Below are 22,970 nucleotides of genomic sequence, written 5' to 3' on the forward strand. Positions count from 1 at the left end.
GCCTGAAAAGCTGCAAGCACCCCCAGAAGGATCCACCAAACCCCATGGCCCGCCGCCAAAGTTCAAAACCCATCGTGGAAGACACCTACACGGAGAACATCGTCGATATCGATGTCACGTCCGAAATGCAGGGCTCCTTCCTGGAGTACGCGTACTCGGTGATCTACTCAAGGGCACTCCCGGACGCCCGCGACGGGCTCAAGCCGGTACAGCGCCGCATCCTCTACATGATGAGCGACATGGGCCTGCGCCCGGACCGCGGCCACGTCAAGAGTGCCCGCGTGGTGGGCGAGGTAATGGGAAAGCTGCACCCGCACGGGGACGCGGCTATCTATGACGCCATGGTGCGCATGGCCCAAGACTTCTCCCTGCGGCTGCCGCTGATTGACGGGCACGGCAACTTCGGCTCGCTCGACGACGGCCCGGCAGCGCCGCGGTACACCGAGGCACGGATGGCGGCGGCGGCCCTCACGCTCACCAACCACCTCGACGAAGACGTGGTGGACTTCGTCCCGAACTACGACAACCAGCTGACCCAGCCGGACGTCCTGCCCGCAGCCTTCCCCAACCTGCTGGTGAACGGGGCCACCGGCATCGCCGTCGGCATGGCAACGAACATGGCCCCGCACAACCTGGTGGAAGTGATCGCGGCCGCCCGGCACCTGATCGCCCACCCGGAGGCCACGCTGGAGGACCTGATGCGGTTCGTGCCGGGCCCTGACCTGCCCAGCGGCGGCCGGATCGTGGGCCTGGACGGCATCCGGGACGCGTACGCCACTGGCCGCGGCTCCTTCAAGACCCGGGCCAAGGTGGAAATCGAGCAGCTCACCGCACGCCGCACCGGCCTGGTGGTCACCGAACTGCCATACATGGTGGGCCCGGAAAAGGTGATCGAGAAGATCAAGGACGCGGTCAACGCCAAGAAGCTGACCGGTATCAGCGACATCGTGGACCTCACGGACCGCAAGCACGGACTGCGGCTGGTCATCGAACTCAAGAACGGCTTCAACCCCAACGCGGTCTTGCAGCAGCTGTACCGCTACACGCCGATGGAGGACTCCTTCGGCATCAACAACGTCACACTGGTGGACGGCCAGCCGCAAACCCTGGGCCTGGTGGACCTCCTCTCGGTCTACGTCAACCACCGCATCAACGTGGTGCGCCGCCGCACCGTCTTCCGCCTGGGCAAGAAGAAGGACCGCCTGCACCTGGTGGAGGGCCTGCTCATCGCCATTGTGGACATTGACGAGGTCATCCAGATCATCAGGTCCTCGGACGAGGCCGCCGCCGCCCGCGAACGGCTGATGTCCATCTACGACCTCACCGAGGTCCAGGCCAACTACATCCTGGAACTGCGCCTGCGCCAGCTGACCAAGTACTCCCGGATCGAGCTGGAAAAAGAGCAGGACGAACTCCGCCGCGAGATCGCGGAACTGCAGGCCATCCTGGACTCCGAAGAACTGCTCCGCACGGTGGTCTCCGACGAACTGGGCGCGATCGCCGAGGAACACGGCACCCCGCGCCGGACCGTGCTGCTGGAGTCCGAGGCCGTGTCCCCCACCATCGCCGCCGAGCTGGCAGCGGCCCCGGGGAAGGGCAAGGCAGCCCCGCTGGCGCTGGAAATCGCCGACGACCCCTGCTGGGCGATCCTCACCGCATCCGGGCAAGTGGCGCGGACCAGCAACCAGGAACCCCTCGCCGAAGCAGGGCCCCGGAACAAGCACGACGTGTACGCATCGGTGGTCAAGACGTCGGCCCGCGGCGAGATCGCGGCCGTCACCTCGCTGGGCCGCATGCTCCGGCTGCAGGTCATGGACATGCCCGTCCTGCCGCCGGTATCCGGGCTGCCCAACCTGGCCGGCGGCGTGCCGGCCAAGGAATTCCTCACCCTGGTCAAGGGTGAGTCCCTGGTGGCATTCGTTCGGTTGGATGAGGTCCTGGCCATCGGCACCGCCCAGGGCGTGGTGAAGCGCGTGCAGCCGGACTACCCCCTGAACCGCGAAGGCTGGGAAGTCATCACCCTCAAGGACAAGGATTTCGTGGTGGGAGTGGCTCCCGCCGGTACGGATGACACCGAGCTGGTCTTCCTGACCAGGCAGGCACAGCTGCTGAAGTTCCCCGCCGCCGTCGTCCGACCCCAAGGGCGCACCGCAGGCGGCATGGCCGGCATCAAACTGGCCGCCGGTGACCAGGTGATCTTCTTCGGCGTGGTCCAGCCCAACGATGCCGCCGCCGTCGTGGTCACCATCGCGGGGACCGACGGCGCCCTTCCCGGCACTGCGCCCGGGACCGCCAAGGTCACCGCCTTCGATGAATACCCTGCCAAGGGACGCGCCACCGCGGGCGTCCGGGCACACCGGTTCCTGAAGGGCGAGGACACGCTCCTGCTGGGCTGGGCAGGACACGGGCCGGCCAAGGCGTCCTCCGCCGCCGGCGTGGCGCGGTCCCTGCCGCAGGAGCATGGCCGGCGCGACGGCTCGGGTGTCCCTCTGTCCCAGGCTGTGGAGGTCGTGGGGCCTGCCATGGTGTGGGAGCCGGAACCGGCGGCCGAAAACTAGCAGACGGTGCCGGGGACCCACCCGGGGTTTATCCGGGGGTTACCCGGCCACGTCGCGGCGGCGGAAACCGCCGACGGCGAGCGCCACGAGCACGGCGATCGTGGCTGCCGACACCAGGACGCTGTCCCAAGCGGTACCCTGCCGCAGCGGATCGTGGCCGATGTACTGGAAAAACGGTGACACCTGGTGGATCCGGTCGAAGGCATCCACCAGCGGGGCGAGCGCGTTGACGATGTAGGCGAGCACCGCCAGGACGGCGGGGATGCCGCGGCTGAGCCCGGTCCGTCCGGTGCCCGCCGACAACGCCAGGGCCACGCTGCCGAAGACTACACCCAGCAAAGCCAGGTGCAGCATGGCGGCGGCCACTTTATCGGCCGGCAGGACCATATCCACCAGGCTGCCCTCCAGCACCAGCGAGACGCCCATGACCGCGGCCAGCAGGAAGGTGCCCAGGGCCATGGCCGCGAACTTGTCCACTACCACCCTCCCGCGGCCCACCGGGTTGGAGAGCAGCAGGTCCATGGTGTGCCGGTCCTCTTCACCGCCGATGGCGCCCGCGCCGGCGCTGACGGCGTAGATCAAGACGGCGATGGGTCCCATGAAGGACATCAGCTCCACTTGGATGTAGCCCGTGGGGGTGGACATGTCCGCGGTGGAGGTGGCGAAGAGTGACCTGAACGCCTCCGGCATTTGGTCGATGATGCTGCTGATGGATGGCTGGGACTGGACCGTTGGCCACACGGCCGCGTACATGGCAACGATCAGGGCCAGGGAGACGGCCCAGGCCAGCAGCGTCCTGCTTTGGTCGCGGAGCGTTTTCAGCAGGACATTAGCCAGCATGGCGTGCCCCTGTCCCCGCCGCGTCCAGGGCATTGGCGCCGCCCTGGTCCGAGCCGTAGTAGGTCAGGAAGGTTTCCTCCAGCGGAGCCTCGGAACACTCAAAGTCCTCGACGTCCCGGGCGCTCACCAGCTTCAGGAGCGCATCCAAGGCGGACTGCGGGGCGTTGCAGCTGAGCGAGCGGCCCTCCACCGCCAGGTCCCGTACGCCCGGCACGCCGGCAAAGTCCTCCGCGGACACCGCTCCGGTGAACCGGGCCCGCACCCGGTGCAGGGACCGTGCAGCGAGGTCCTGCAGCCGTTCCACCGCTACAAGCTTTCCCGCCCGGACCACGCCGATCCGGTCCGCGACGCGTTCCACCTCGCCCAGGACGTGCGAGGAGAAGAGGGCGGACCCGCCGCCGGCCGTGTGCTCGCGCAGGATGGAGTGGAACACCTGCTGCACCAGCGGATCGATCCCGCTGGTGGGCTCGTCCAGGACCAGCAGGCGCGGCCTGGACATCACCGCCAGGACAACGGCAAGCTTCTGCCGGTTTCCCCGCGAGAGAGTGCGGGCCTGGCGGTTCAGGTCGAGGTCGAGCCGGTCCGCCACTTCGGCGGCACGCGAGGCATCGTCCCGATGCCGCAGGTGGGCGCAGTAGGCCACATGCTGGTGGCCGGTGAGGCGTTCATAGAGCGCCGGCTCTCCCGGAACATAGCCCACCAGGCGGTGGACGTCCCGGGCCTGCCGCCAGGCATCCAACCCCAGCACCGTCGCCGTGCCGGACGTGGGCCGCAGCATGCCCATCAGGAGCCGGATGGTGGTGGTCTTGCCCGCACCGTTGGGGCCCAGGTACCCGAAGACCTCTCCCGCCCCGATGGTGAGGGTCACGTCGTCGAGCGCTGTGTTCCGGCCGAACCGCTTGGTCAGGCCGGACAGCCGCACCATGCTGTCCGCGTCCATAGGGGCACCCGCATCCGAGCGGCCATCCGCACTCATGCTGCAAGGCTAGGCAGGCGCCCCCTGGCGTCCCAGAGTCTTTCGGCCCGGACCCCCTAGACTGCTCTCATGCCTATCGTTCCTGATGAAAAGGACTGGACCTGGGTCTTGTCCCGCACCTGCCCGGAATGTTCCTTCGACGCGTCCACCGCGACCCCGGCAACCGTTCCCGGCATCATCGAAAGCATGCTGCCCCGGTGGCGGGCCGTCCTGCGCCGGCCGGATGCCGCTGAGCGCCCCGATGACAACACGTGGTCCCCGCTGGAATATGCCTGCCACGTGCGGGACGTCTTCAGTCTCTTCGACCACCGGCTCAACCTGATGCTGGCCGAGGACGGCGCCCGCTTCGACAACTGGGACCAGGACCTGACCGCGGAAGAGAAGGACTACGCCAATGCCGAACCGTCCGAGGTGAGCGCCGAGCTGGCCGCCGAAGGACACCAGGCCGCGGATTCCTTCGCCGGTGTCCGCGAAGAAGACTGGGCGCGGAAGGGCCTGCGCAGCAACGGATCAGAATTCACTGTCCTGACCCTCGCTCAATACTTCCTGCACGACGTCGTCCACCACCTCCACGACGTCGACGGCTAGCTGCGAGGGCAGCTGAGCCCTGCTGCGGTGCGGGCAGCATTCTCAGCGCGACGCCGCCACGCGGTCCCCGGGCACGCCCGACACGGCCGGAAGTTCCAGCCGGGCGTCCTCGGCGGCAATGTCCGCTCCCTGGTGGGTTACCAGGACCACGGTACGGTCCCGCAGCCCCCTGCGAAGGTCCGCCAGCATGGCTGCGGCAGCTTCCGCGTCCAGGTGGGCGGTGGGTTCATCCAGCAGGATTACGTCCGCGCCGGTCAGCAGAGTCCGCGCCACGGCCAGGCGCTGCCGTTCGCCGCCGCTGAAGAAGGCGCCGCCGGGGCCGATCCTGGTATCCAGGCCGGCAGGCAGCCTGTCCACCAGCCCGTGAAGTCCGACGGCGGCCAGCACCGCGTCCAGGTCCTCGTCGGCAACCGGCGGCCCACCAGTCCCGGCGGCACGTCCCAGCAGCAGGTTGCCCCGGATGGTGGAATCGAAGAGATGGGCCTCCTGCGGGCACCAGGCCGCTCGGCCGGACACCTGGGCCCGGCCCGCCGCCGGCGCCAGGAAGCCGAGCAGGATCGAGAGCAGGGTTGATTTCCCCGATCCGGAGGGCCCGGTGACTACCAGCCAGCGGCCCGGCTCCGCCACGGCATCGAGCCCCGTGAAGACCGGGGGTCCATCCGGCCACGCTGCGGCAAGCTCCGTCAGTGCTATGCCCGCGGCGCCGCCGTCGCGGGCCGGGAGGGCGTGCAGCCCGGAGGTATCCCCGTCCGGAGAGGCTACGCCCGCGTCGCTGCCGGACGGACCGCCGTCCAGGGCACCGGACTCCCCCACCCGCTGCAGGACCTCGCGCAGGGCGGGAAACTGGCGTACCGCCGTCGTCATGGCTGCGTAGGGCTCCACGAGGGCGAGCAGGAGCAGCACCACCACGGCTGCCGTGGCCGGGGCAACCCGGGCAGCAAGTACGTCGGGGCCGGCCAGCCAGGCAGCGGCCAGGGCCGCGGCTCCGCATCCGATGGTGGCAAGGGCGTGTCCCAGCCCGTCCGCCCAGGCGGAGCGCCGTGAGGCGTCCGTCGCATCCCGGTCCTCGGCCCGGAGTGACTCGAGCACGTGCGCTGCCAGGCCGTTCGCGTGCAGGTCGACCCGGGCGTCAAGCGCTGCCGCCGTCCGCCGCAGCACGCCGGAACGAAGGGACTGCTCGGCAGTGGCCGACCGCCGGTCCCCCCACAGGGCGGCCGCCGGCGCGAGCAACAGGCCAATGGCAGCTGCGCCGATCACTGCAGGAAGCGCGGCTAGTACCAGGATTCCCGTGGCCGCCAAGGCCAGCGCGGACACTGCGACCGCTGTGACGGGCGGGAGGACCACGCGGGGCAGGAGGTCGCGGACGGTGTCGACGTCGTCAATCACCGTTCCCAGCACGTTGCCGCCCTGCAGGAGCCGGCGCAGCGACAGGGCCCTGCGGCTCAGGGATTCCCAAAGCCTGCCGCGCAGGCGGGTGAGGGCGGCGAAGACCGCATCGTGGAGCAGTAACCGTTCCCAATAGCGGAGCACCGCGCGGCCGATGCCAAAGAACCGGACGCCCACGATGGCGGTCAGCAGGTAGAGGATGGGCGGCTGTTCGCTGGCCCGGATGATGAGCCACCCGGAGAGACCGGACAGGGCGACGGCGAAGATGGCCGCCAGGGTGCCCACCACGGCTGCGGCCGCGAATTTTCCGCGCACCGGCGCCAGGAGCGCCGCGAGGAGTCCGGCCGCGCCGGAGGTGGACCGGGCAGTACGGTTGGGGACGCTGGTGTCACTGACGGGTGCGCTCGACACGGCATCAAGGGACGCGGGGTCGTCGGACGGCGGATTGCCCGTGCCGGCGTAAGCGGCCAGGACCGGGGCATGCGGGAGCTCCTGCGGTTCCACGGCTTGCCCGGAACCCCCCACCGGAACCAGCTGGTCCGCAAGGAGCCGGGTGCGGTGGTTGTGGGCCACCAGGATCACGGTGACCTGGCCGCGGAGTCGGCGGATGGCGTCTTCGACGACGGCGGCGGACACGTCGTCCAGGTGCGCCGTGGGTTCATCGAGCAGCATGATGGACGCCCCGGCCTCAATCCTGGCCAGTCCCCGGGCCAGGGCCACCCGGCGCAGTTCCCCGGGGCTCAGCTCCGCCTGGTGCCTGGCTGCCAGGTGGCCGGCGCCGGCCCGCTCCAGGCAGCTCCGGGCGGCCTCTTCGGCGGCGAACCGGTCCGGGCCGTGGCCCGGGTCCCGTGTCAGGTACAGCAGCACCTCGTCCAGGACGGTTGCGGCCACCATGACGGGGTGTTGCGGAACCCAGGCAATGGCAGCGCGGTCCAGTCCCCTGATCGAGCCCGAAATACTGGTGCCGTTGCCCGCACCGACCGTCCCGGCCAGGACGCCCAGGATGGTGCTCTTGCCCGCACCGCTGGGGCCGTCAAGGGCGGTGATCCTGTCCAGCGGTGCGGTGAAGGTGAGGGGGCCGACGGCGGTTCCGGACCGCCCGGCATAGCGCACCGTCAGGCCGGTCACTTCGAGGGGGGCGCCCGGCCGGCCGGCTTTGGCGGCGGGCAGCGGTGCCGCCTCCGGAGCGGCGGTCACGGCTGCCGCTTCCGCCAGGGCCACGCGGCCATCGTCACTGGCGTGATGGGCGGTGCCCAACTCCCGCAGCGGGAGGTAGCAGTCCGGTGCCAGGAGCAGCGCCAGCAGGCCTGCCTCCAGCGGCATGTCCCCGTGGACCAGGCGGACGCCGATGAAGACCGCCACCACCGCCACCGAGATGGTGGCGATGAGTTCCAGGGCCAGCGCGGAGAGGAATGCGGTGCGGAGTGTACCCATCGTGCGGGAGCGGTATTCCTCGGAAATCTCTTCCAGGGCTTTGCGCTGCGCGGTGGCACGGCCCAGGCCCACCAGGACCGGAAGGCCCTTGGCTAGTTCGAGCATGTGCGCTGACAACCGTGCCAGCGAGGCTTGGGCCTGGCGCACGCTGTCCTCGGTGTAGCGGCCTATGAGCACCATGAAGACCGGGATCAGCGGGACCGTGAGGACGATGACCGCGGCGCTCACCCAGTCCGCAAAGAGGATGCGCGCCCCCAGGAGCAGCGGGATGGACCCGCAGTTAACCAGGGCGGGCAGGAACTGGGTGTAGTAGTTGTCCAGTGCGTCCAGTCCGCGGGTGGCCAGCACCGCCAGGCCGCCGTCGCCGGGTCCGGCTCCGCGGACGCCGGTGCGGAGGGCATGTTCCAGCAGCCCGGCGCGCAGCTCTTCCTTGACCCCCAGGGCGGCGCGGCGGGCCGCGACGGCCTGTCCCCAGACGGTCAGGGACCTCAGCACCACTCCGGCAAGTCCGGCGGTGATCTGGGTTCCCCACGCAGGGTTCCCGGCGACCAGTCCGGCCAGGACGGACGCCACCGCCTGGCCGATGAGGACCAGCGAGAGTGCCTTGAGCGCTGCCAGGACCCCCAGCCAGTAGATCGCTGACCGGGTGGACGGGCCCGCGGGGAACGTTGGCCGCACGTCAGCCCTTGATGGTGAACGCCTTGGCGGCCACGGCCGGCAGGAAGCTGTGGGCTTCCGGGATGTGGGCTGCGCTGACGCGGCGGCGGAACACCCAGTAGGTCCAGGCCTGGTACGCGATCACCAGGGGAAGGCCAAAGGCTGCGACGATGCTCATCAGGCCCAGGGTGTAATCCGAGGAAGAGGCGTTGGAGATGGTCAGGTCAAAGGCACTGTCCAGCGTGGAAGGCAGCACCACCGGAAACACCGCCCCGAAGATGGCAGTGGTCCCCAGCACCAGGAAGGCGCCCAATGCGAGGAACGCCCGCCCCTCGGAGCCCTTCCGGGCCAGCAACCAGGCCGTTACGGCAGCACCTACGGCGAGGACGACGGCGGCCCAGGTCCAGGGCTTGCCGTCCATGAACTGGATGGCAAGGGCCCATGCGGCGATCGGCAGGAGCAGGACCGGCAGGAGCCGCACGAACCAACGCCGCGCACGGTGCCGTACGTCGCCGTCGGTCTTCAGGGCCAGGAAGGCCAGGGCGTGCAGCAGGGAGAATCCCACCACGGCCGCACCGCCCAGCAGGGCGTAGCCGCTGAACCATGCCATGGGGCCACCTTCCCGGTCGCCGTTGGCGTTCAGCGGCAGGCCGGTGGTGGTCAGGGCAAGGGCGGCTCCAACCCCGAAGGCCGCGAAGAAGGAACCCAGGGCAATGGCCCAGTCCCAGCGGTTCCGCCAGCTGTCGGTATTCACCTTGCCGCGGTATTCGAAGGCCACGGCACGGAAGATCAGGGCCAGCAGGACCACCAGGAGCGGCAGGTAGAGCGCGGAGAACAGGGAGGCGTACCAGAGCGGGAAGGCCGCGAACGTTGCGCCGCCGGCGGTCAGGAGCCACACCTCATTGCCGTCCCATACGGGTCCGACTGTGTTCAGTAGCACCCGGCGTTCAGTGTTGTTGCGGGCGAAGATCTTCATCAGCATCCCGACGCCAAGGTCGAAGCCCTCCAGGAAGAGGTAGCCGGTCCACAGCACCGCAATGGCGATGAACCAGATGGTGGGAAGCAGTTCCATTGTTCGTTTCCTCTGCTCGTTGGAACCTGTGGGTCCGGTGCGGCTAGTAGGCGAAGGCCAGGACGTCGTCGGCAGCCTTGGCTTCGCCGGTGCCGCCGGGGCCCGGGGTCCGGTCCTCATTTTCGTCGGCAGGTGCGTGGGCAAGTTCGGGCATTGCGGAGACCACGCCGCCGCGGATGTACTTCACCAGCAGTTTCACTTCCACCACCAGCAGGACGGCGTAGACGGCGGTCAGTGCCACCAGGGATGCGATCAGCTCGCCCGCGGAGACCCCCGGGGAAACGGCGGCGGCGGTGAACATGAACACCTGGTCGATGCCGCTGGGGTCCGGGTTGGGGGCTACGACGAACGGCTGGCGGCCCATCTCGGTGAAGATCCAGCCGGCCGCGTTGGCGCCGAAGGGTGCCAGGATGCCGAACACTGCCAGGCGCATCAGCCAGCGGGATTCCGGTACCGTTCCCTTGCGGGTGATCCAGAGCGCCACCAGCGCGGCCAGGGCCGCGAGGCCGCCAAAGCCGATCATCATCCGGAAGCCCCAGTACGTGACTTCCATGACAGGTACGTACTGGATCTCCTGGCCGGCGCGGTCGCCGTAGATCGGGTTGTCCGGCAGGTTGGTTCCGTATTTCTCCTTGTACTCGGGCAGCAGGCTGTTGACGCCCTTCACCTCGGTGGTGAAGTCACCCTTGGCCAGGAAGGAGAGGATGCCGGGGACCTCGATCACGGCCACAACGTCGTCGCAGTTCTTCGATCCCACGTTGCCGACGCTCAGGACGGAGAAGCCGGTGCCGTCGTGGCAGGCGGCTTCGGCGGCGGCCATCTTCATGGGCTGCTGCTGGAACATGAGCTTGCCCTGCAGGTCACCGGTGACCGCCGTGCCTGCGAACGAGATCATGGCCACCACGGCGCCGATGCGCAGGGACCGGATCCAGACGTTGTAGTCGGTGCGGTCCCGGCCAGGGATGCGGGCGTCCTCACCGGGGATGGCCCGGCCGTCGGCACCCACAGTGTCAACGCCGTCGTGCCGCCTCCGCCACAGGTGGTACCAGGCGATGCCAAGGAGGAAGCCGCCGGCTACGGCGAGGGCGCCGAACAGGGTGTGCGGGACGGCCACCAGGGCAGTGTTGTTGGTGAACACGGCCCAGGCATCGGTCATCACGGGGCGGCCGTTCACCATTTCCACGCCCACCGGATGCTGCATCCAGCTGTTGGCCACGATGATGAAGTAGGCAGAGAGGGCAGAGCCGATGACGGCCACCCAGAGGCAGGCGAGGTGGATGGCCGGCTTGAGCTGTTTCCAGCCGAAGATCCAGAGGCCCAGGAAGGTGGACTCCACGAAGAAGGCGAGGAGGGCTTCAAGTGCCAGCGGGGCGCCAAAGACATCGCCCACGAACCGGCTGTATTCGCTCCAGGCCATGCCGAACTGGAACTCCTGCACGATGCCGGTGGCGACGCCCATGATGAAGTTGATGAGGAACAGCTTCCCCCAGAACTTGGTCATCCGCAGGTATTCCGGCTTGCCCGTGCGGTACCAGGCGGTCTGGATCACCGCTACCACCAGGCCCAGGCCGATGGTCAGTGGCACCATCATGAAGTGGTAGACGGTGGTGATGCCGAATTGCCAGCGTGCGATTTCCAAGGCGTCCATGGCAGTCCCTACTGTTAGCAGTGCAGTTTTCTACGCTTCGTAGAACTCTAACTTCTACACAGTGTAGAACATTGTCGGTGGCTACAAAAAACCATCCGCCACACCCCTAGGATGGCGCGTCCCGGCCCGCCGCGCCAGATGTTCTACCATATGTAGAAAGAAGCTGGGTTTCGGGGTAAATTTAGTTCTGTAGTTGAACAACCGCGTGACGTCACCGGCGCAGCGAAAGCGCACGGTGCGGGGAAATAAAAGGAAAAGTGAAATGGCTAGTCTTGGTGAACTGGAACGGGCGGTCATGGACCTGCTCTGGGCGGGCCAGGAAGCGGCTACGGCCAACACCCTGAGGGACCAGCTGGCGCGCTCGTCGGCGGCACAGGGCGGGCCGGGCCACGAAGGCAAGGAACTGGCCGTCACGACCGTACTTACCGTGCTCTCCCGGCTGGAAAAGAAAGGGCTGGTGGAACGCGAACGCGGCACCCGCCCGCACCGCTACCAGGCGGTGTCCAGCCGCGCCGACCACACCGCCGAACTCATGCACGAGGTCCTCGGGTCAGCACCCGACCGCGAGGCTGTCCTTGCCCGCTTCATTGGATCGGTCTCCGAAGGTGAAGCCGCTACGCTGCGCAAACTGCTTGGCCACCTTTAGCAGACCATGTTCTGGGCCTCGTACCTGCTGGCGGTCCTTGCAATAGTCCTTGCCTGGCCGGTGCCGATCCTCCTCTCGAGGGCACAATGGCCGGCCAGGTCGCCGTTCACGGCAATGCTGCTCTGGCAGGCGATCGCCCTTGCAGGTGGCCTGTCCATGATCGGCGCCATGCTGGTGTACGGCCTTGAGCCGATCGGCGACAACCTGGTGGCCGGCCTCCGGGCCCTGGCCGGCATGGTGCTTTTCAGCGCCCCCACCACCGCACTGGGGTTCTGGCACATTTTCGCCCTGTCCGCCGCGGCCCTGCTGACCGCGCACCTGGTTTTCACCCTGCTGCTCACGTACTACAAGATCCAGCGGCAGCGGCGGCGGCACCGTGAACTCCTGGCCCTGCTGGCCTCACCGTCCGGGCAGGACACCGGAACGCTGGTCATCAGCCACGACTCCCCGGTGGCCTACTGCCTGCCGGGCGGAGCCCGCTCCGTGACCGTCCTGTCGGACGGCCTGATGGCCGCCCTAGAGCCGGCCGAACTCCGCGCAGTCCTCATCCATGAGAACGCCCACCTGAGCCAGCGGCACCACCTCCTGCTCTGGGCTTTTGCGGCCTGGCGGCAGGCGCTGCCCTGGCTGCCCACCACCCGCCTTGCCCAGGAATCGGTCAACTCACTCATCGAGATGCTGGCCGACGACGTCGCCCTGCGGACCGAAAGCAAAGCGACCCTGATCAAGGCCATCGCCATCGTCGCCAGCGGCTCGGCAGCCAATCCCGGTGCCGGTGACATCCGGCCGTCCTCACCCAGCCTGGCGTTGTCCGGGCTGGAGGCGGCCTCCGTGGGACCGGGCTCAGACGCGGTCCGGACGGCAGCGTCCAGGGTCAGCCGCCTGCTGACACCGCAACCGGCGCTGCCGGCCGCGGCCCGTGGTGCCGTCCTGGCGGGCTGCATCCTGCTGCTCGCGCTCCCTACCGCTTTGCTCGTAGTTCCGGGGCTGCTCGGCTGACCTGCCGCCGTCGCGGTGGTTGGGCCCGCCGGAACCCGCCACCGTCAGGCGTCGATGCGCTCCCGGTCAAGGCTGGACGCTCCGGCGATGATGAAGTCCTTGCGCGGGGACACATCCGAACCCATCAGGAGGTCGAAGATCTCCTCCGCCTGCTGGGCGTTTTCGATGCCCACCTTCCGAAGGGTCCGGTGGCGTGGGTCCATGGTGGTCTCGGCCAGTTGCTCGGCGTCCATCTCCCCCAAGCCCTTGTACCGCTGGATCGGTTCCTTGTACCGTTTCCCCTCCTTGGCCAGGCGCGCCAGCAGCACGTGGAGCTCGGCTTCGGAGTAGGTGTAGATCATCTCGTTGGCCTTCTGGCCGGCGTTGATGACCTCCACCCGGTGCAGCGGTGGAACCGCGGCAAAGACCCTGCCTTCGAGGATCATGGGCCGCATGTAGCGGAAGAAGAGGGTCAGCAGCAGGGTCCGGATGTGGGCACCGTCCACGTCGGCGTCCGTCATGAGGATGACTTTGCCGTACCGGGCGGCGCTGATGTCGAAGCTGCGGCCGGAACCGGCGCCCACCACCTGGATGAGGGCTGCGCATTCGGCGTTGGAGAGCATGTCCCCCACCGATGCCTTCTGCACGTTCAGGATCTTGCCGCGGATGGGCAACAGGGCCTGGAAATCGGACGAGCGGGCCAGTTTGGCGGTGCCGAGGGCGGAGTCGCCTTCCACGATGAAGAGTTCAGAGCGTTCGACGTCGTCCGTGCGGCAGTCAGCGAGCTTGGTGGGCATCGAGGACGTTTCCAGGGCGTTCTTGCGCCGCTGCGTCTCCTTGTGCACGCGGGCCGAGATCCGGGACTTCATCTCGTTGACGATCTTTTCCAGCAGCAGGGCCGACTGTGCCTTGTCGTTCCGGTTGCTGGAGGTGAGCTTGGCGGTGATCTCCCGCTCCACCACCCGCGCCACGATGGCGCGGACGGCGCTGGTGCCCAGGATCTCCTTGGTCTGCCCCTCGAACTGCGGCTCGGCGAGCCGGACGGTCAGGACTGCGGTCAGGCCGGCGAAGATGTCGTCCTTGTCGATCTTGTCGTTGCCGGCCTTGAGCTTGCGGGCATTGGTTTCCACGGCTTTGCGGAACGTTTTGACCAGGGCTTGCTCGAAGCCGGACTGGTGGGTGCCGCCTTTCGGTGTGGCAATGATGTTCACGAAGCTGCGGACCGTATTGTCGTAACCGATGCCCCAGCGCAGGGCCACGTCCACTTCGCAGTCACGCTCGACCTCCGCCAGCTGGCTGTGGCCCCGTTCGTCAAGGACAGGGACGGTCTCCTTGAACTTGCCGGAACCGTGCAGCCGCCACACATCGGTGACGGCGGGATCAGCAGCCAGGAATTCGACGAATTCCGAGATGCCGCCGTCGTGGTGGAAGACCTCTTCGTGCGGGCCTGCCTCTCCGGGGGTACCCGGGAGCTTGCGTTCGTCGCGCACCGTGAGCTTGAGCCCGGGCACGAGGAAGGAGGTCTGCCGGGCACGGGCGGCCAGGTCCTCGTAGGAGAACTTCGCGTCCGGGGTGAAGATCTGCCGGTCCGCCCAGTAGCGGATCCGGGTCCCCGTGACTCCGCGCTTGGCCTTGCCCGTGACGTCCAGGACAGAGTCGTTGACGAACGGCGTGAACGGCGCTGCCGGATCCGGCTTGGACCCGGTGTCCTTGAACCGGCCGGGTTCGCCGCGGCGGAACGACATCCGGTAGGTCTTGCCGCCGCGGTCCACTTCAACGTCCAGGCGTGAGGAGAGGGCGTTGACCACCGACGCGCCAACGCCGTGGAGGCCGCCGGACGCGGTGTAGGAGCCACCGCCGAACTTGCCGCCTGCGTGCAGTTTGGTGAAGACCACCTCGACGCCGGTGAGGCCCGTCTTGGGCTCCTTGTCGATGGGAATGCCGCGGCCGTCGTCGTGGATTTCGACGGAGTTGTCCGCGTGCAGGATGATGCGGATGTCGTGGCCGAAGCCGGCCAGGGCCTCGTCCACCGAGTTGTCGATGATCTCCCAGAGGCAGTGCATGAGGCCGCGCGAGTCGGTTGAGCCGATGTACATGCCCGGGCGCTTGCGGACAGCTTCGAGCCCTTCCAGGACGGAAAGGTGCCGGGCGGTGTACTCAGAGCTTGGTGCCACTGGTGATGAACTCCTTCAGGGACGTGGGGGCGGTACTGGGAACCGCTCCCTCTAGGGTAGTCGGCGGCAGCGACAGGAGCCTGCTGCCACACCCGCGGGCCGCTGTGCAGCACGCCACGGGAAGGGTTCCGGGTGTCGGTGGGACATTCTTGACCCAACCTTGCGGATACGCGCACAGCGAACTTGCCCCATCCTTGCGATGGATTGGATACGAATGCTGGTTATATAGATGTACTGATCTACTAAGGAGGCCGACATGACAACAGCAGTGGCAGACCGCACGCTCAACGCACTGGACCGGTGCGACCGTTGCGGAGCTCAGGCATATGTCCGGGTTGTACTCGAGTCCTCCGGCGGTGAGCTGCTGTTCTGCGGCCACCACGCACGTGCAGTGGAGGCAACGCTTAAGCCGTTGAGCTCCGACTGGCACGACGAGACGGGAAAGCTTCACGAGAAGGCTGCCGTCGAGATCGACTAGATGAGGCATCGGTAACAACGAACCCGGTGGGACCTGTCCGAATGGATGGGTCCCACCGGCGTTTAACCGTCCTGCAGGGGAACCTCACGGGTTTAACAAGCCGGGCCGCCCCGAGCCCACCGCAGGGTGGGTTCGGGGCGGCCCGGCGTGTTGCGCAGGAGATCTAGTCCAGGTAGTCGCGCAGCACCTGCGACCGCGACGGGTGGCGGAGCTTGGACATCGTCTTCGATTCGATCTGCCGGATCCGCTCGCGGGTGACGCCGTAGACCTTGCCGATTTCGTCTAAAGTCTTCGGCTGTCCGTCGGTGAGGCCGAACCGCATCGCAACCACGCCTGCTTCGCGCTCGGAGAGGGTATCCAGCACCGAGTGCAGCTGTTCCTGCAGCAGGGTGAAGCTCACGGCGTCGGCCGGGACCACCGCCTCGGAGTCCTCGATCAGGTCGCCGAACTCGGAATCGCCATCCTCGCCCAGGGGGGTGTGCAGCGAGATCGGTTCGCGGCCGTATTTCTGGACCTCGACAACCTTTTCCGGCGTCATGTCCAGTTCCAGTGCCAGTTCCTCGGGCGTGGGTTCGCGGCCGAGGTCCTGCAGCATCTGGCGCTGCACGCGGGCCAGCTTGTTGATGACCTCAACCATGTGCACCGGGATACGGATGGTACGGGCCTGGTCAGCCATGGCGCGGGTGATCGCCTGCCGGATCCACCAGGTGGCGTACGTGGAGAACTTGAAGCCCTTGGTGTAGTCGAACTTCTCCACCGCGCGGATCAGGCCCAGGTTGCCTTCCTGGATGAGGTCCAGGAAGAGCATGCCGCGGCCCGTGTAGCGCTTGGCCAGGGAAACCACGAGGCGGAGGTTGGCCTCCAGGAGGTGGTTCTTGGCGCGCTTGCCGTCGTGGATGATGAATTCAAGTTCGCGCTTGTACTTGGGGTCCATGGTGTCCCCGTCGGCAGCGATCTTTTCTTCGGCGAACAGTCCGGCTTCGATCCGGAGCGCCAGGTCGACTTCCTGCTCGGCGTTGAGCAGTGCCACCTTGCCGATCTGCTTCAGGTAGTCCTTGACGGGGTCGGCGGTGGCGCCGGCGGACATGACCTGCTGGACCGGGGCGTCGTCGTCGTCGGCGTCGGAGTAGACAAAGCCCTTGCCGCTGCCGGCGGCACCCTTAACGGGATCGGCGTCGGCATCCTCGACCGCGTCAGGGCTTTCGAGGACGATGTCGTCGATGTCCTCCTCGACCTCCTCGACGTCGTCCGGGTCAACGTCACCGGCGGACTTACCGGCAGCCTCTGCTGCAGCCTTGGCGCCCGGCTTGGGCCCGCGCTTCTTCGGCTCGCGCTTGCCGTCCGCTGCAGCCTCACCGGACGAAGCCTTGTTGGCTGCCCGCGTAGCTGCCCGCTTGGCGTTGGTCGCGGCCTGCTTCTCCTCAGGGGACAAGACGTCCTGGGCGGCGGAATCCTTCTTCGTGGAAGACGGGGTCACAGAAAACCTTTCTAGCGGTGGTCTGTGGAATCACCATACGGGCAACACCACTATGACCCTGTCAAGTCCGTGGTGGAAACCAAGCGCCACCACGGCCGGCAGAGTCACTTAAGACAACTCCCGGAGCGGCTGTAATGTTCCCTTGCGGGCGCACTTACAAGCACTCGATACACGGACCCAACCGGGTCTCGGCATCCATTGTCTCATGATTTGGCCGAATCCGGCCTCTCGCGCCGCCATCCGTTACCACCCCAGCGCTTCCGGCGCCCCTGAGAGGAGTGGCCCGGGGCCACCAAGGCAAGGCGTCAGACCACACCTCCGCCGCCCGGTCCCAGGGGATCCGGCCCGAATTTCTGCCAGGCAGCGTCCTTCCGCGCCGCCCAGCCGCAGAGCGCACCGCGGGCGACAATGTCCAGCAACAATTCCGCCAACCGGTACCCGGGCTCAAGCCGGAGCGCCTCACCCAGGTAGGCGGCCGCGTACGATCCGCGGCCGCGGCACCAGGCGACCCACCCCCTGCCGGCCAAGGCCGCGGCCCCGGCCCGTCCGCCAGGCGCTGCCAGGTGTTCAAGGACGCGGTCCAGCATGTCCATAGCCGCCCAGCAGGGTACCTCAGGCGCCACTCCCATCAGGATCTCGCCGTAGCCGGCAACCGGAGGTCCGGCGGAGTTCGGCAAACGTGGCCCGCGGATCCGATCCACCCCCGCGGGCGCTGTTGCAGCCCCGAACCCCGGTTTCCGCAACCGCGGCGATGTGTCCCTGCATGCGGCCGGCGGGGCCGGCGGCGCGGACACGACGGAATCGCCGCCAACCTCCGAATCAGCCACATCCTCCAGGACCCCGAAAAGCTCAGCCCCTTCCTCCGCGGCGTTCCTGCCCGCTGCCGCCATCACCAGGACCGCATCGCGCCAGGTCGGCACGACGATGGTGGCGCGAAGGTACGCATCGCGCTCGGCGTCAGGCCGCCACGGCGCCCCGGCCGGCTGGCCCAGGATCCTCTCCCAGAAGTCGAGCACGGAGCTGAACTGGGCCCTGCTCCTTGTCCGCCCGGCAAGATCTTCCATCCAGCCGTCCTCCCGCGCCAGGACGGAGGCCACATACGGGGCCGGAAGCGCCGGCACGGGCGCAGTACGGGTTCCCGGCGCTGCCTCCACGCTGCTGCCGCGGTACACCATCTCGGCATTGAGCATGCTGTCCCTGATCTGCTGGACGGGGCGGCCGGGCAGTGGGCAGCACGAGGAGTCCCGGCACAGGGCGTCCCGCCAATACTCGTCGCCCACGAACCAGGCGTCACGGACAGGCATGCCCGCCTGTTCCAGGACAGCCTGCACCTCGCGGACCAGTTGGTCGTAGGCGGTAGGCGGCGCCGCCCCGGCGTCGGTGGTGAAAATCGCCAGCAGTGAACCGTCGGCCTCGACGTCCGACTGCAGGTAGCGGCGGACGGCGCGGGCGAACCGCGACGGGTCCACCTGTGTTTCCAGGCCGGGAAGGTCAAGCCGCAGCGTGGCTCCCAGCGTGGTGCCGCGCAGGGTCATGGCCACGAGGCTCGACGCCGGCCAGTATCCCAGCGAATGGGGGATGAAGCCGAGGATGTCTTCGGGGCCGTGCACTGTCATTCGTTCCGGAGCTGTCATGGCTCCAGCATTCGCCCCCGGCCGCGCAGCGCGCACCGGGCAGTTCAGCTATGTGGGAAACCTGAGCAGTGGAGGACCAGTGGCCCGCACCCTTAGTCGTCGGTGGGCGCAGGCTGCCGGCGGCGCGCCAGGCTCTCCCGGCGCTGCCGCGCCAAGGCACTGCGCAGGGGCGGCACGACGATTCCCTGCGCCGCCATCTGCCGGCGCACCTTACGCCGGGAGGCAACAATCGCTGCCGAACCAATCGCGAGCAGCAGGAACTGGACGCTCAGGGCCAGCCGGAACGGGTCCAAGCCATACAGGACGCCCTGCGAGAAGCCGGTGGCATACAGCAGGTCCAACACCAGGCCAATCAGGAAAATGGACACCAAGGCGGCAATGAAACCGCCAACGTTGACGATGCCGGTGGCCGTCCCGATCCGGTGCGCGGGGTTGAAAGTCCGTGCGAAGTCAAACCCGATCATCGACCCCGGGCCGCCGATGGCGAGGACAACCACCAGCATGGCCAGCAGCCACAGCGGAGACCGGCCGGGCAACAACAGCACCGCAGCCCACGCGGCAGCCGTAAAGCCGGCAATGAGCAGCACCATGGTGGAGCGGCGAAGCGGGTGGCGGGACACGAAACGGCCAATAAAGGGACCCACGGCCATGGCAGCGGCAACATACAGCGCCATCAGGGCGGCAACAGTACCGGCGTCCAGGCCCTGACCGGAGATCAGGAACGGGTAGCCCCAGGTCATGGCGAACACGGTGCCGCTGAACTGGATGGTGAAGTGGCTCCACATTCCCAGCCTGGTTCCGGGCTGGCGCCAGGCGCGTGCCAGCGAAACGCCGGTGGCTTTCAGCCCCTGCCGGGCATCCGGGCGTTCGGTGCCCGGCGGAACGTCCTGCAGCAGCAGGAGGACCAGCACGACGGCGAGGGCTGACATCCCGGCCAGCATCAGGAAAGCGGGAGTCCAGCCCGAAAGATGCAGGACGAGCGCGAACGGAACGACACTGAACAGCTGCCCCAACTGGCCGGACATGCCGGTCAGCTGGGTGACCAGGGGGACGCGTACCGGGGCAAACCACAGCGGGATGAGCCGGATCACCGAGATGAAGGTCATGGCATCGCCGGCGCCCACCAGCACGCGCCCAAGGACACCGCCCGGGATGCTCTCGGCAAAGGCCAGCTGCAACTGGCCCAACCCCATCAGCACGGCGCCACCGGCGATCATTGCCCGGGAGCCGAACCTGTCCACCAGCAATCCGACCGGGATCTGCAAACCGGCGTAGACCAGCAGCTGCAGGACCGTGAAGAACGATATGGCCGAGGCCGTGGCATGGAAGCGCTCGGTGGCCTCAAGGCCCACCACCCCGAAGGAGGTGCGTTGCGCCACGGCCACCAGGTACCCAAAAATTCCAACGGTCCAAATCAGCCAGGCGCGGGGAGCAGTCACCTGTTCATTATGCCCGGCCCGGGCAGGCTCCCCCGAAGCCGTGACGCGCCGCTACGGCTTCGGATTCTCCCTGGCCAGGTATGCCTCCACGGCGGCGCCGAGGTCGTCGGCGTCGGGAAGCTCGTCATTTTCGTTGGCCAGGAGCGAGCGCCGCACCATGCCGTCGGCCTTCTCGTCGTAGCGCGTTTCCAGGCGGGCAACCACCTGCTGGACTTCCTCGGACGCCTCGATCTGTTCAGCGATCTGGCGGCTGACGTCACGGCCCGACTCACGCAGCCGGTCGGTGGGCAGCATGAGCGACGTCGCAGCCCCGAGGTATTCGAGGCCGGCGACGGCGGCTGTGGGGTACTCGGCCTCCGCGAGGTAGTGCGGCACATGGATGACGTAGCCGGCAACGTTGCGTCCGGCTTCGACGAGGCGCAATTCCAGGATGTGGCCGACGGCGGCTGGAACTTCCACGGTGGGCTTCCACACCGAAATGCCTTCAATCAGCTCAGGCCGGTTTCCGTGCACGGTGACGCCCACGGGACGGGTGTGCGGGACCGGCATGGGGATCGAGTGGATCCACGTGACCAGGTTGACATCGAGCTTCTCCACAATGTTGACCACGGCGCGGGCGAACCGCTCCCACTGCAGGTCGGGTTCGAATCCAGCCAGGAGGAGGAACGGTTTTCCGAGGCCATCGACGAGGCGGTAAAGGGCCAGCCGCGGTTCCTGGTAGTCCTGGATGTGGTCTTCCACGAAGCTCAGGTGCGGACGGCGGGACCGGTAGTCGATCAACTGGTCGGCGTCGAAGACCGCCACCGGCTGGGCATCGAGGGTGTCCAGCAGTTCATTGTTGATCTGCTTCACCACGTGGCCGGCGTCGGCGAAACCCGTGAAACCCATGACCAGGTTCAGCCCCCGCAGGTCGGGGCTGTGGAACAGCTCGATGTTGCTGGCGTAGAGCGCGTCGGGGTCCAGCAGGGAGCCGGAAATCCGTTCAAGCACGGCGTGTTCCTTTCAGGGGTTCGGGTGGACATCTTGCATAACGCGGCGGACGGGCCGGGCATTCCGGCACCCCGTGTGGCGCACATCTCAGGAAATTCTCCCGCCGTGGCGCGGAAGGGCTACGATCGGAACTGGCCTGCCAGGCGGGCTGGCACGCACCCGGAGCGGTCCACAACGGCCGGAGCCGGGCCACCATGGCAGAGCGCCCAACATGCATTCCTGCCCGAACGTTTCGAGAATTGAGGACTCATCCCTGTGGTCAAGAATACTGAAATCAACCTTAGTACCGTCTCGCGGGACTTGAAGAAGAGCGCCAGCGAGGCAGTGGTCATCGGGGTGGGGCAGGGAACCGACGGGCCCGTCCTCCTGGACAACCCGTTGACGGCAAAGTCGGCGGAAGCCCTGACGGAATCCCTCAAGGCGCTCGGCGTCACCGGCGCCGCTGACCAGCTTGTACGCCTGCCGGGCCTGCCCGAAACCGGAGCCGGAATCCTGGCCCTGGCCGGGGTTGGCAAGGTTGCGGCCACGGAGCCGCTGGCAGGCGAGGCGCTTCGCCGCGCGGCAGGCTCGGCGGTCCGCCAGCTTGCGGGCCTGGCCACGGTCACCCTGGCATTTCCGACGGCGACCGTGCAGGACGTCGCGGCCGTCGCCGAGGGCGCGGCACTGGGCGCCTACTCCTTCACCGAGTTCCGGTCCTCGACGGACGGGGTGAAGGACCCGGTCCGGAACGCCGTGATCTTCACCGAACTGGCCGGCACCGCAGGGGTGGACTCCGCGCTGAAGCGCGCAGGCCTGGTGGCCAAGGCCGTGAATGCGACCCGGTCCCTGGTCAACACCCCGCCCAGCCACCTGTACCCGGAATCCTTCGCGGAGGCCGCCAAGGATCTCGCCAAGGGCCTCCCGGTGAAGGTGACTGTTTGGGACGAGAAGCGCCTGGAGAAGGAAGGCTTCGGCGGCATCATGGGCGTTGGCAAGGGCTCCTCGCGGCAGCCGCGCCTGGTGAAGGTCGAATACTCCCCCGCCAAGGCGACGTCGAAGATCGCCCTCGTCGGAAAGGGCATCACGTTCGACACCGGCGGAATTTCCCTCAAGCCGGCCCTGAACATGGGCGATATGAAGAGCGACATGGCGGGCGCCGCCGTCGTCCTTAACACTGTCCTGGCCATCGCCGGGCTGGGCCTGCCCGTCAAGGCGACGGCCTGGCTGTGCATCGCCGAGAACATGCCCGGCGGTGCCGCCTCCCGCCCCGCCGATGTCCTGACCATGTTCGGTGGCAAGACCGTGGAAGTACTTAATACGGATGCCGAAGGCCGGCTGGTCATGGCGGACGGCATTGTCGCAGCGAGCGGCGAATACCCGGACGCCATTATTGACGTCGCCACCCTGACCGGCGCGCAGCTCATTGCGCTGGGCAACCGCACCGCGGGCATCATGGGCTCGGACAGTGTCACGGGCGCGCTCAAGGTTGCCGCGGACCGCGCCGGCGAGCTGGTCTGGCCGATGCCCCTGCCGGAGGAACTGCGCCCCAGCCTGGACTCCCAGGTGGCGGACCTTGCCAACATCGGAGAGCGGCACGGCGGCATGATGACCGCTGCCGTGTTCCTGCGCGAGTTCGTGGGTAAGGACAAGGCGGGCACGCAGATCCCCTGGGCGCACATCGACATTGCCGGGCCGTCATTCAACAACGGCAGCCCGTACGGCTACACGCATAAGCAGGGCACCGGCTGCACCGTCCGGACCCTGGTTGCGTACGTCGAGGACATCCTCGCCGCGGCCTGACCAAGGGTTGACGGGCCGTGCCGCGCGGCTTTGCGGCGGGGGTGATCCCTCCGCCACAAAGCCGCGTGACACTGGCCACAAGCGCTCCACAAACGCGCCGCCAAGGTGGAGCATGGATAGGTGGTTCGCTAAGGTGAACCACGGTAGTCACAAATGCAAGAGAGTTGCCCTGCTGACATAATCACGGCAGTGCAAGTTCCAAGACCAGATGATGCG

General features: G+C 67.6%; 16 protein-coding genes. 6 read left to right on the forward strand and 10 right to left on the reverse strand.

The genetic code is table 11. The features are described 5' to 3' along the window. The first annotated feature begins 44 nt into the window (after positions 1-44). Positions 45-2,558: a DNA gyrase/topoisomerase IV subunit A gene (locus QRM95_RS18665; protein ID WP_285248941.1), complete on the forward strand. Its 2,514-nt coding sequence runs from the start codon at positions 45-47 to the stop codon at positions 2,556-2,558. A 39-nt stretch (positions 2,559-2,597) separates the two neighbouring features. Here QRM95_RS18665 and QRM95_RS18670 read toward each other — a convergent pair whose 3' ends face one another. Further along, positions 2,598-3,398, reverse strand: a complete 801-nt coding sequence (locus QRM95_RS18670) for an ABC transporter permease subunit (protein WP_285248942.1) — start codon at positions 3,396-3,398, stop codon at positions 2,598-2,600. Then, positions 3,388-4,374 (reverse strand): ABC transporter ATP-binding protein, encoded by a 987-nt coding sequence (locus QRM95_RS18675; protein WP_285248943.1) that lies wholly within the window; start codon positions 4,372-4,374, stop codon positions 3,388-3,390. The genes QRM95_RS18670 and QRM95_RS18675 overlap by 11 nt, the downstream gene beginning before the upstream one ends. Before the next feature lie 69 nt (positions 4,375-4,443). Between QRM95_RS18675 and QRM95_RS18680 the strand changes: the two genes are divergently transcribed. Continuing rightward, positions 4,444-4,962 carry a DinB family protein gene (locus tag QRM95_RS18680; RefSeq protein WP_285248944.1) on the forward strand — a complete coding sequence of 173 codons (519 nt, stop codon included), beginning with the start codon at positions 4,444-4,446 and terminating at the stop codon, positions 4,960-4,962. 42 nt (positions 4,963-5,004) lie between these two features. Here the strand turns inward: QRM95_RS18680 and cydD are convergent, their stop codons facing one another. From cydD to QRM95_RS18695, 3 genes are read right to left on the reverse strand one after another with little or no spacing between them, the layout of a single operon-like run. Beyond that, positions 5,005-8,460, reverse strand: coding sequence for a thiol reductant ABC exporter subunit CydD (cydD, locus tag QRM95_RS18685; protein ID WP_285248945.1), 3,456 nt, complete (start codon positions 8,458-8,460; stop codon positions 5,005-5,007). A 1-nt stretch (position 8,461) separates the two neighbouring features. Continuing rightward, on the reverse strand, positions 8,462-9,511 hold the full coding sequence (gene cydB / locus QRM95_RS18690) for a cytochrome d ubiquinol oxidase subunit II (RefSeq protein WP_285248946.1): 1,050 nt from the start codon (positions 9,509-9,511) through the stop codon (positions 8,462-8,464). A gap of 43 nt (positions 9,512-9,554) precedes the next feature. Beyond that, the gene (locus QRM95_RS18695; protein ID WP_285248947.1) at positions 9,555-11,159 is read right to left on the reverse strand and encodes a cytochrome ubiquinol oxidase subunit I; all 1,605 of its coding nucleotides are present in this window, start codon (positions 11,157-11,159) and stop codon (positions 9,555-9,557) included. Positions 11,160-11,421: 262 nt separating this feature from the next. Here QRM95_RS18695 and QRM95_RS18700 point away from each other — a divergent pair, with 262 nt between their 5' ends. Then, complete coding sequence (locus QRM95_RS18700; protein WP_285248948.1) at positions 11,422-11,805, forward strand: BlaI/MecI/CopY family transcriptional regulator; 384 nt, start codon at positions 11,422-11,424, stop codon at positions 11,803-11,805. Positions 11,806-11,811: 6 nt separating this feature from the next. Further along, positions 11,812-12,804 (forward strand): M56 family metallopeptidase, encoded by a 993-nt coding sequence (locus tag QRM95_RS18705; RefSeq protein WP_285248949.1) that lies wholly within the window; start codon positions 11,812-11,814, stop codon positions 12,802-12,804. Between the two features lie 44 nt (positions 12,805-12,848). Here the strand turns inward: QRM95_RS18705 and QRM95_RS18710 are convergent, their stop codons facing one another. Then, the gene (locus QRM95_RS18710) at positions 12,849-14,957 is read right to left on the reverse strand and encodes a DNA gyrase/topoisomerase IV subunit B (RefSeq protein WP_285248950.1); all 2,109 of its coding nucleotides are present in this window, start codon (positions 14,955-14,957) and stop codon (positions 12,849-12,851) included. Positions 14,958-15,213: 256 nt separating this feature from the next. Between QRM95_RS18710 and QRM95_RS18715 the strand changes: the two genes are divergently transcribed. Next, positions 15,214-15,435 (forward strand): DUF7455 domain-containing protein, encoded by a 222-nt coding sequence (locus QRM95_RS18715; RefSeq protein WP_013600696.1) that lies wholly within the window; start codon positions 15,214-15,216, stop codon positions 15,433-15,435. A gap of 163 nt (positions 15,436-15,598) precedes the next feature. On the opposite strand, the gene QRM95_RS18720 is transcribed toward QRM95_RS18715, so the two are convergent. The 4 genes from QRM95_RS18720 to QRM95_RS18735 all read right to left on the reverse strand — a co-directional run bounded on the left by QRM95_RS18720 (position 15,599) and on the right by QRM95_RS18735 (position 20,975). After that, positions 15,599-16,912, reverse strand: a complete 1,314-nt coding sequence (locus QRM95_RS18720; RefSeq protein WP_285248951.1) for an RNA polymerase sigma factor — start codon at positions 16,910-16,912, stop codon at positions 15,599-15,601. Between the two features lie 305 nt (positions 16,913-17,217). Beyond that, complete coding sequence (locus QRM95_RS18725) at positions 17,218-18,546, reverse strand: DUF4192 family protein (RefSeq protein WP_285248952.1); 1,329 nt, start codon at positions 18,544-18,546, stop codon at positions 17,218-17,220. Positions 18,547-18,638: 92 nt separating this feature from the next. Next, entirely contained in the window at positions 18,639-19,985 is a 1,347-nt protein-coding gene (locus QRM95_RS18730) for an MFS transporter (RefSeq protein WP_285248953.1), read from the reverse strand. A 51-nt stretch (positions 19,986-20,036) separates the two neighbouring features. Then, positions 20,037-20,975 (reverse strand): proteasome assembly chaperone family protein, encoded by a 939-nt coding sequence (locus QRM95_RS18735; RefSeq protein WP_285248954.1) that lies wholly within the window; start codon positions 20,973-20,975, stop codon positions 20,037-20,039. 255 nt (positions 20,976-21,230) lie between these two features. Here QRM95_RS18735 and QRM95_RS18740 point away from each other — a divergent pair, with 255 nt between their 5' ends. Further along, entirely contained in the window at positions 21,231-22,754 is a 1,524-nt protein-coding gene (locus QRM95_RS18740; RefSeq protein WP_285248955.1) for a leucyl aminopeptidase, read from the forward strand. Positions 22,755-22,970: the final 216 nt, after the last annotated feature.

The organism is Pseudarthrobacter sp. efr-133-R2A-89, from assembly GCF_030209315.1.
Taxonomy (GTDB): Bacteria; Actinomycetota; Actinomycetes; order Actinomycetales; family Micrococcaceae; genus Arthrobacter.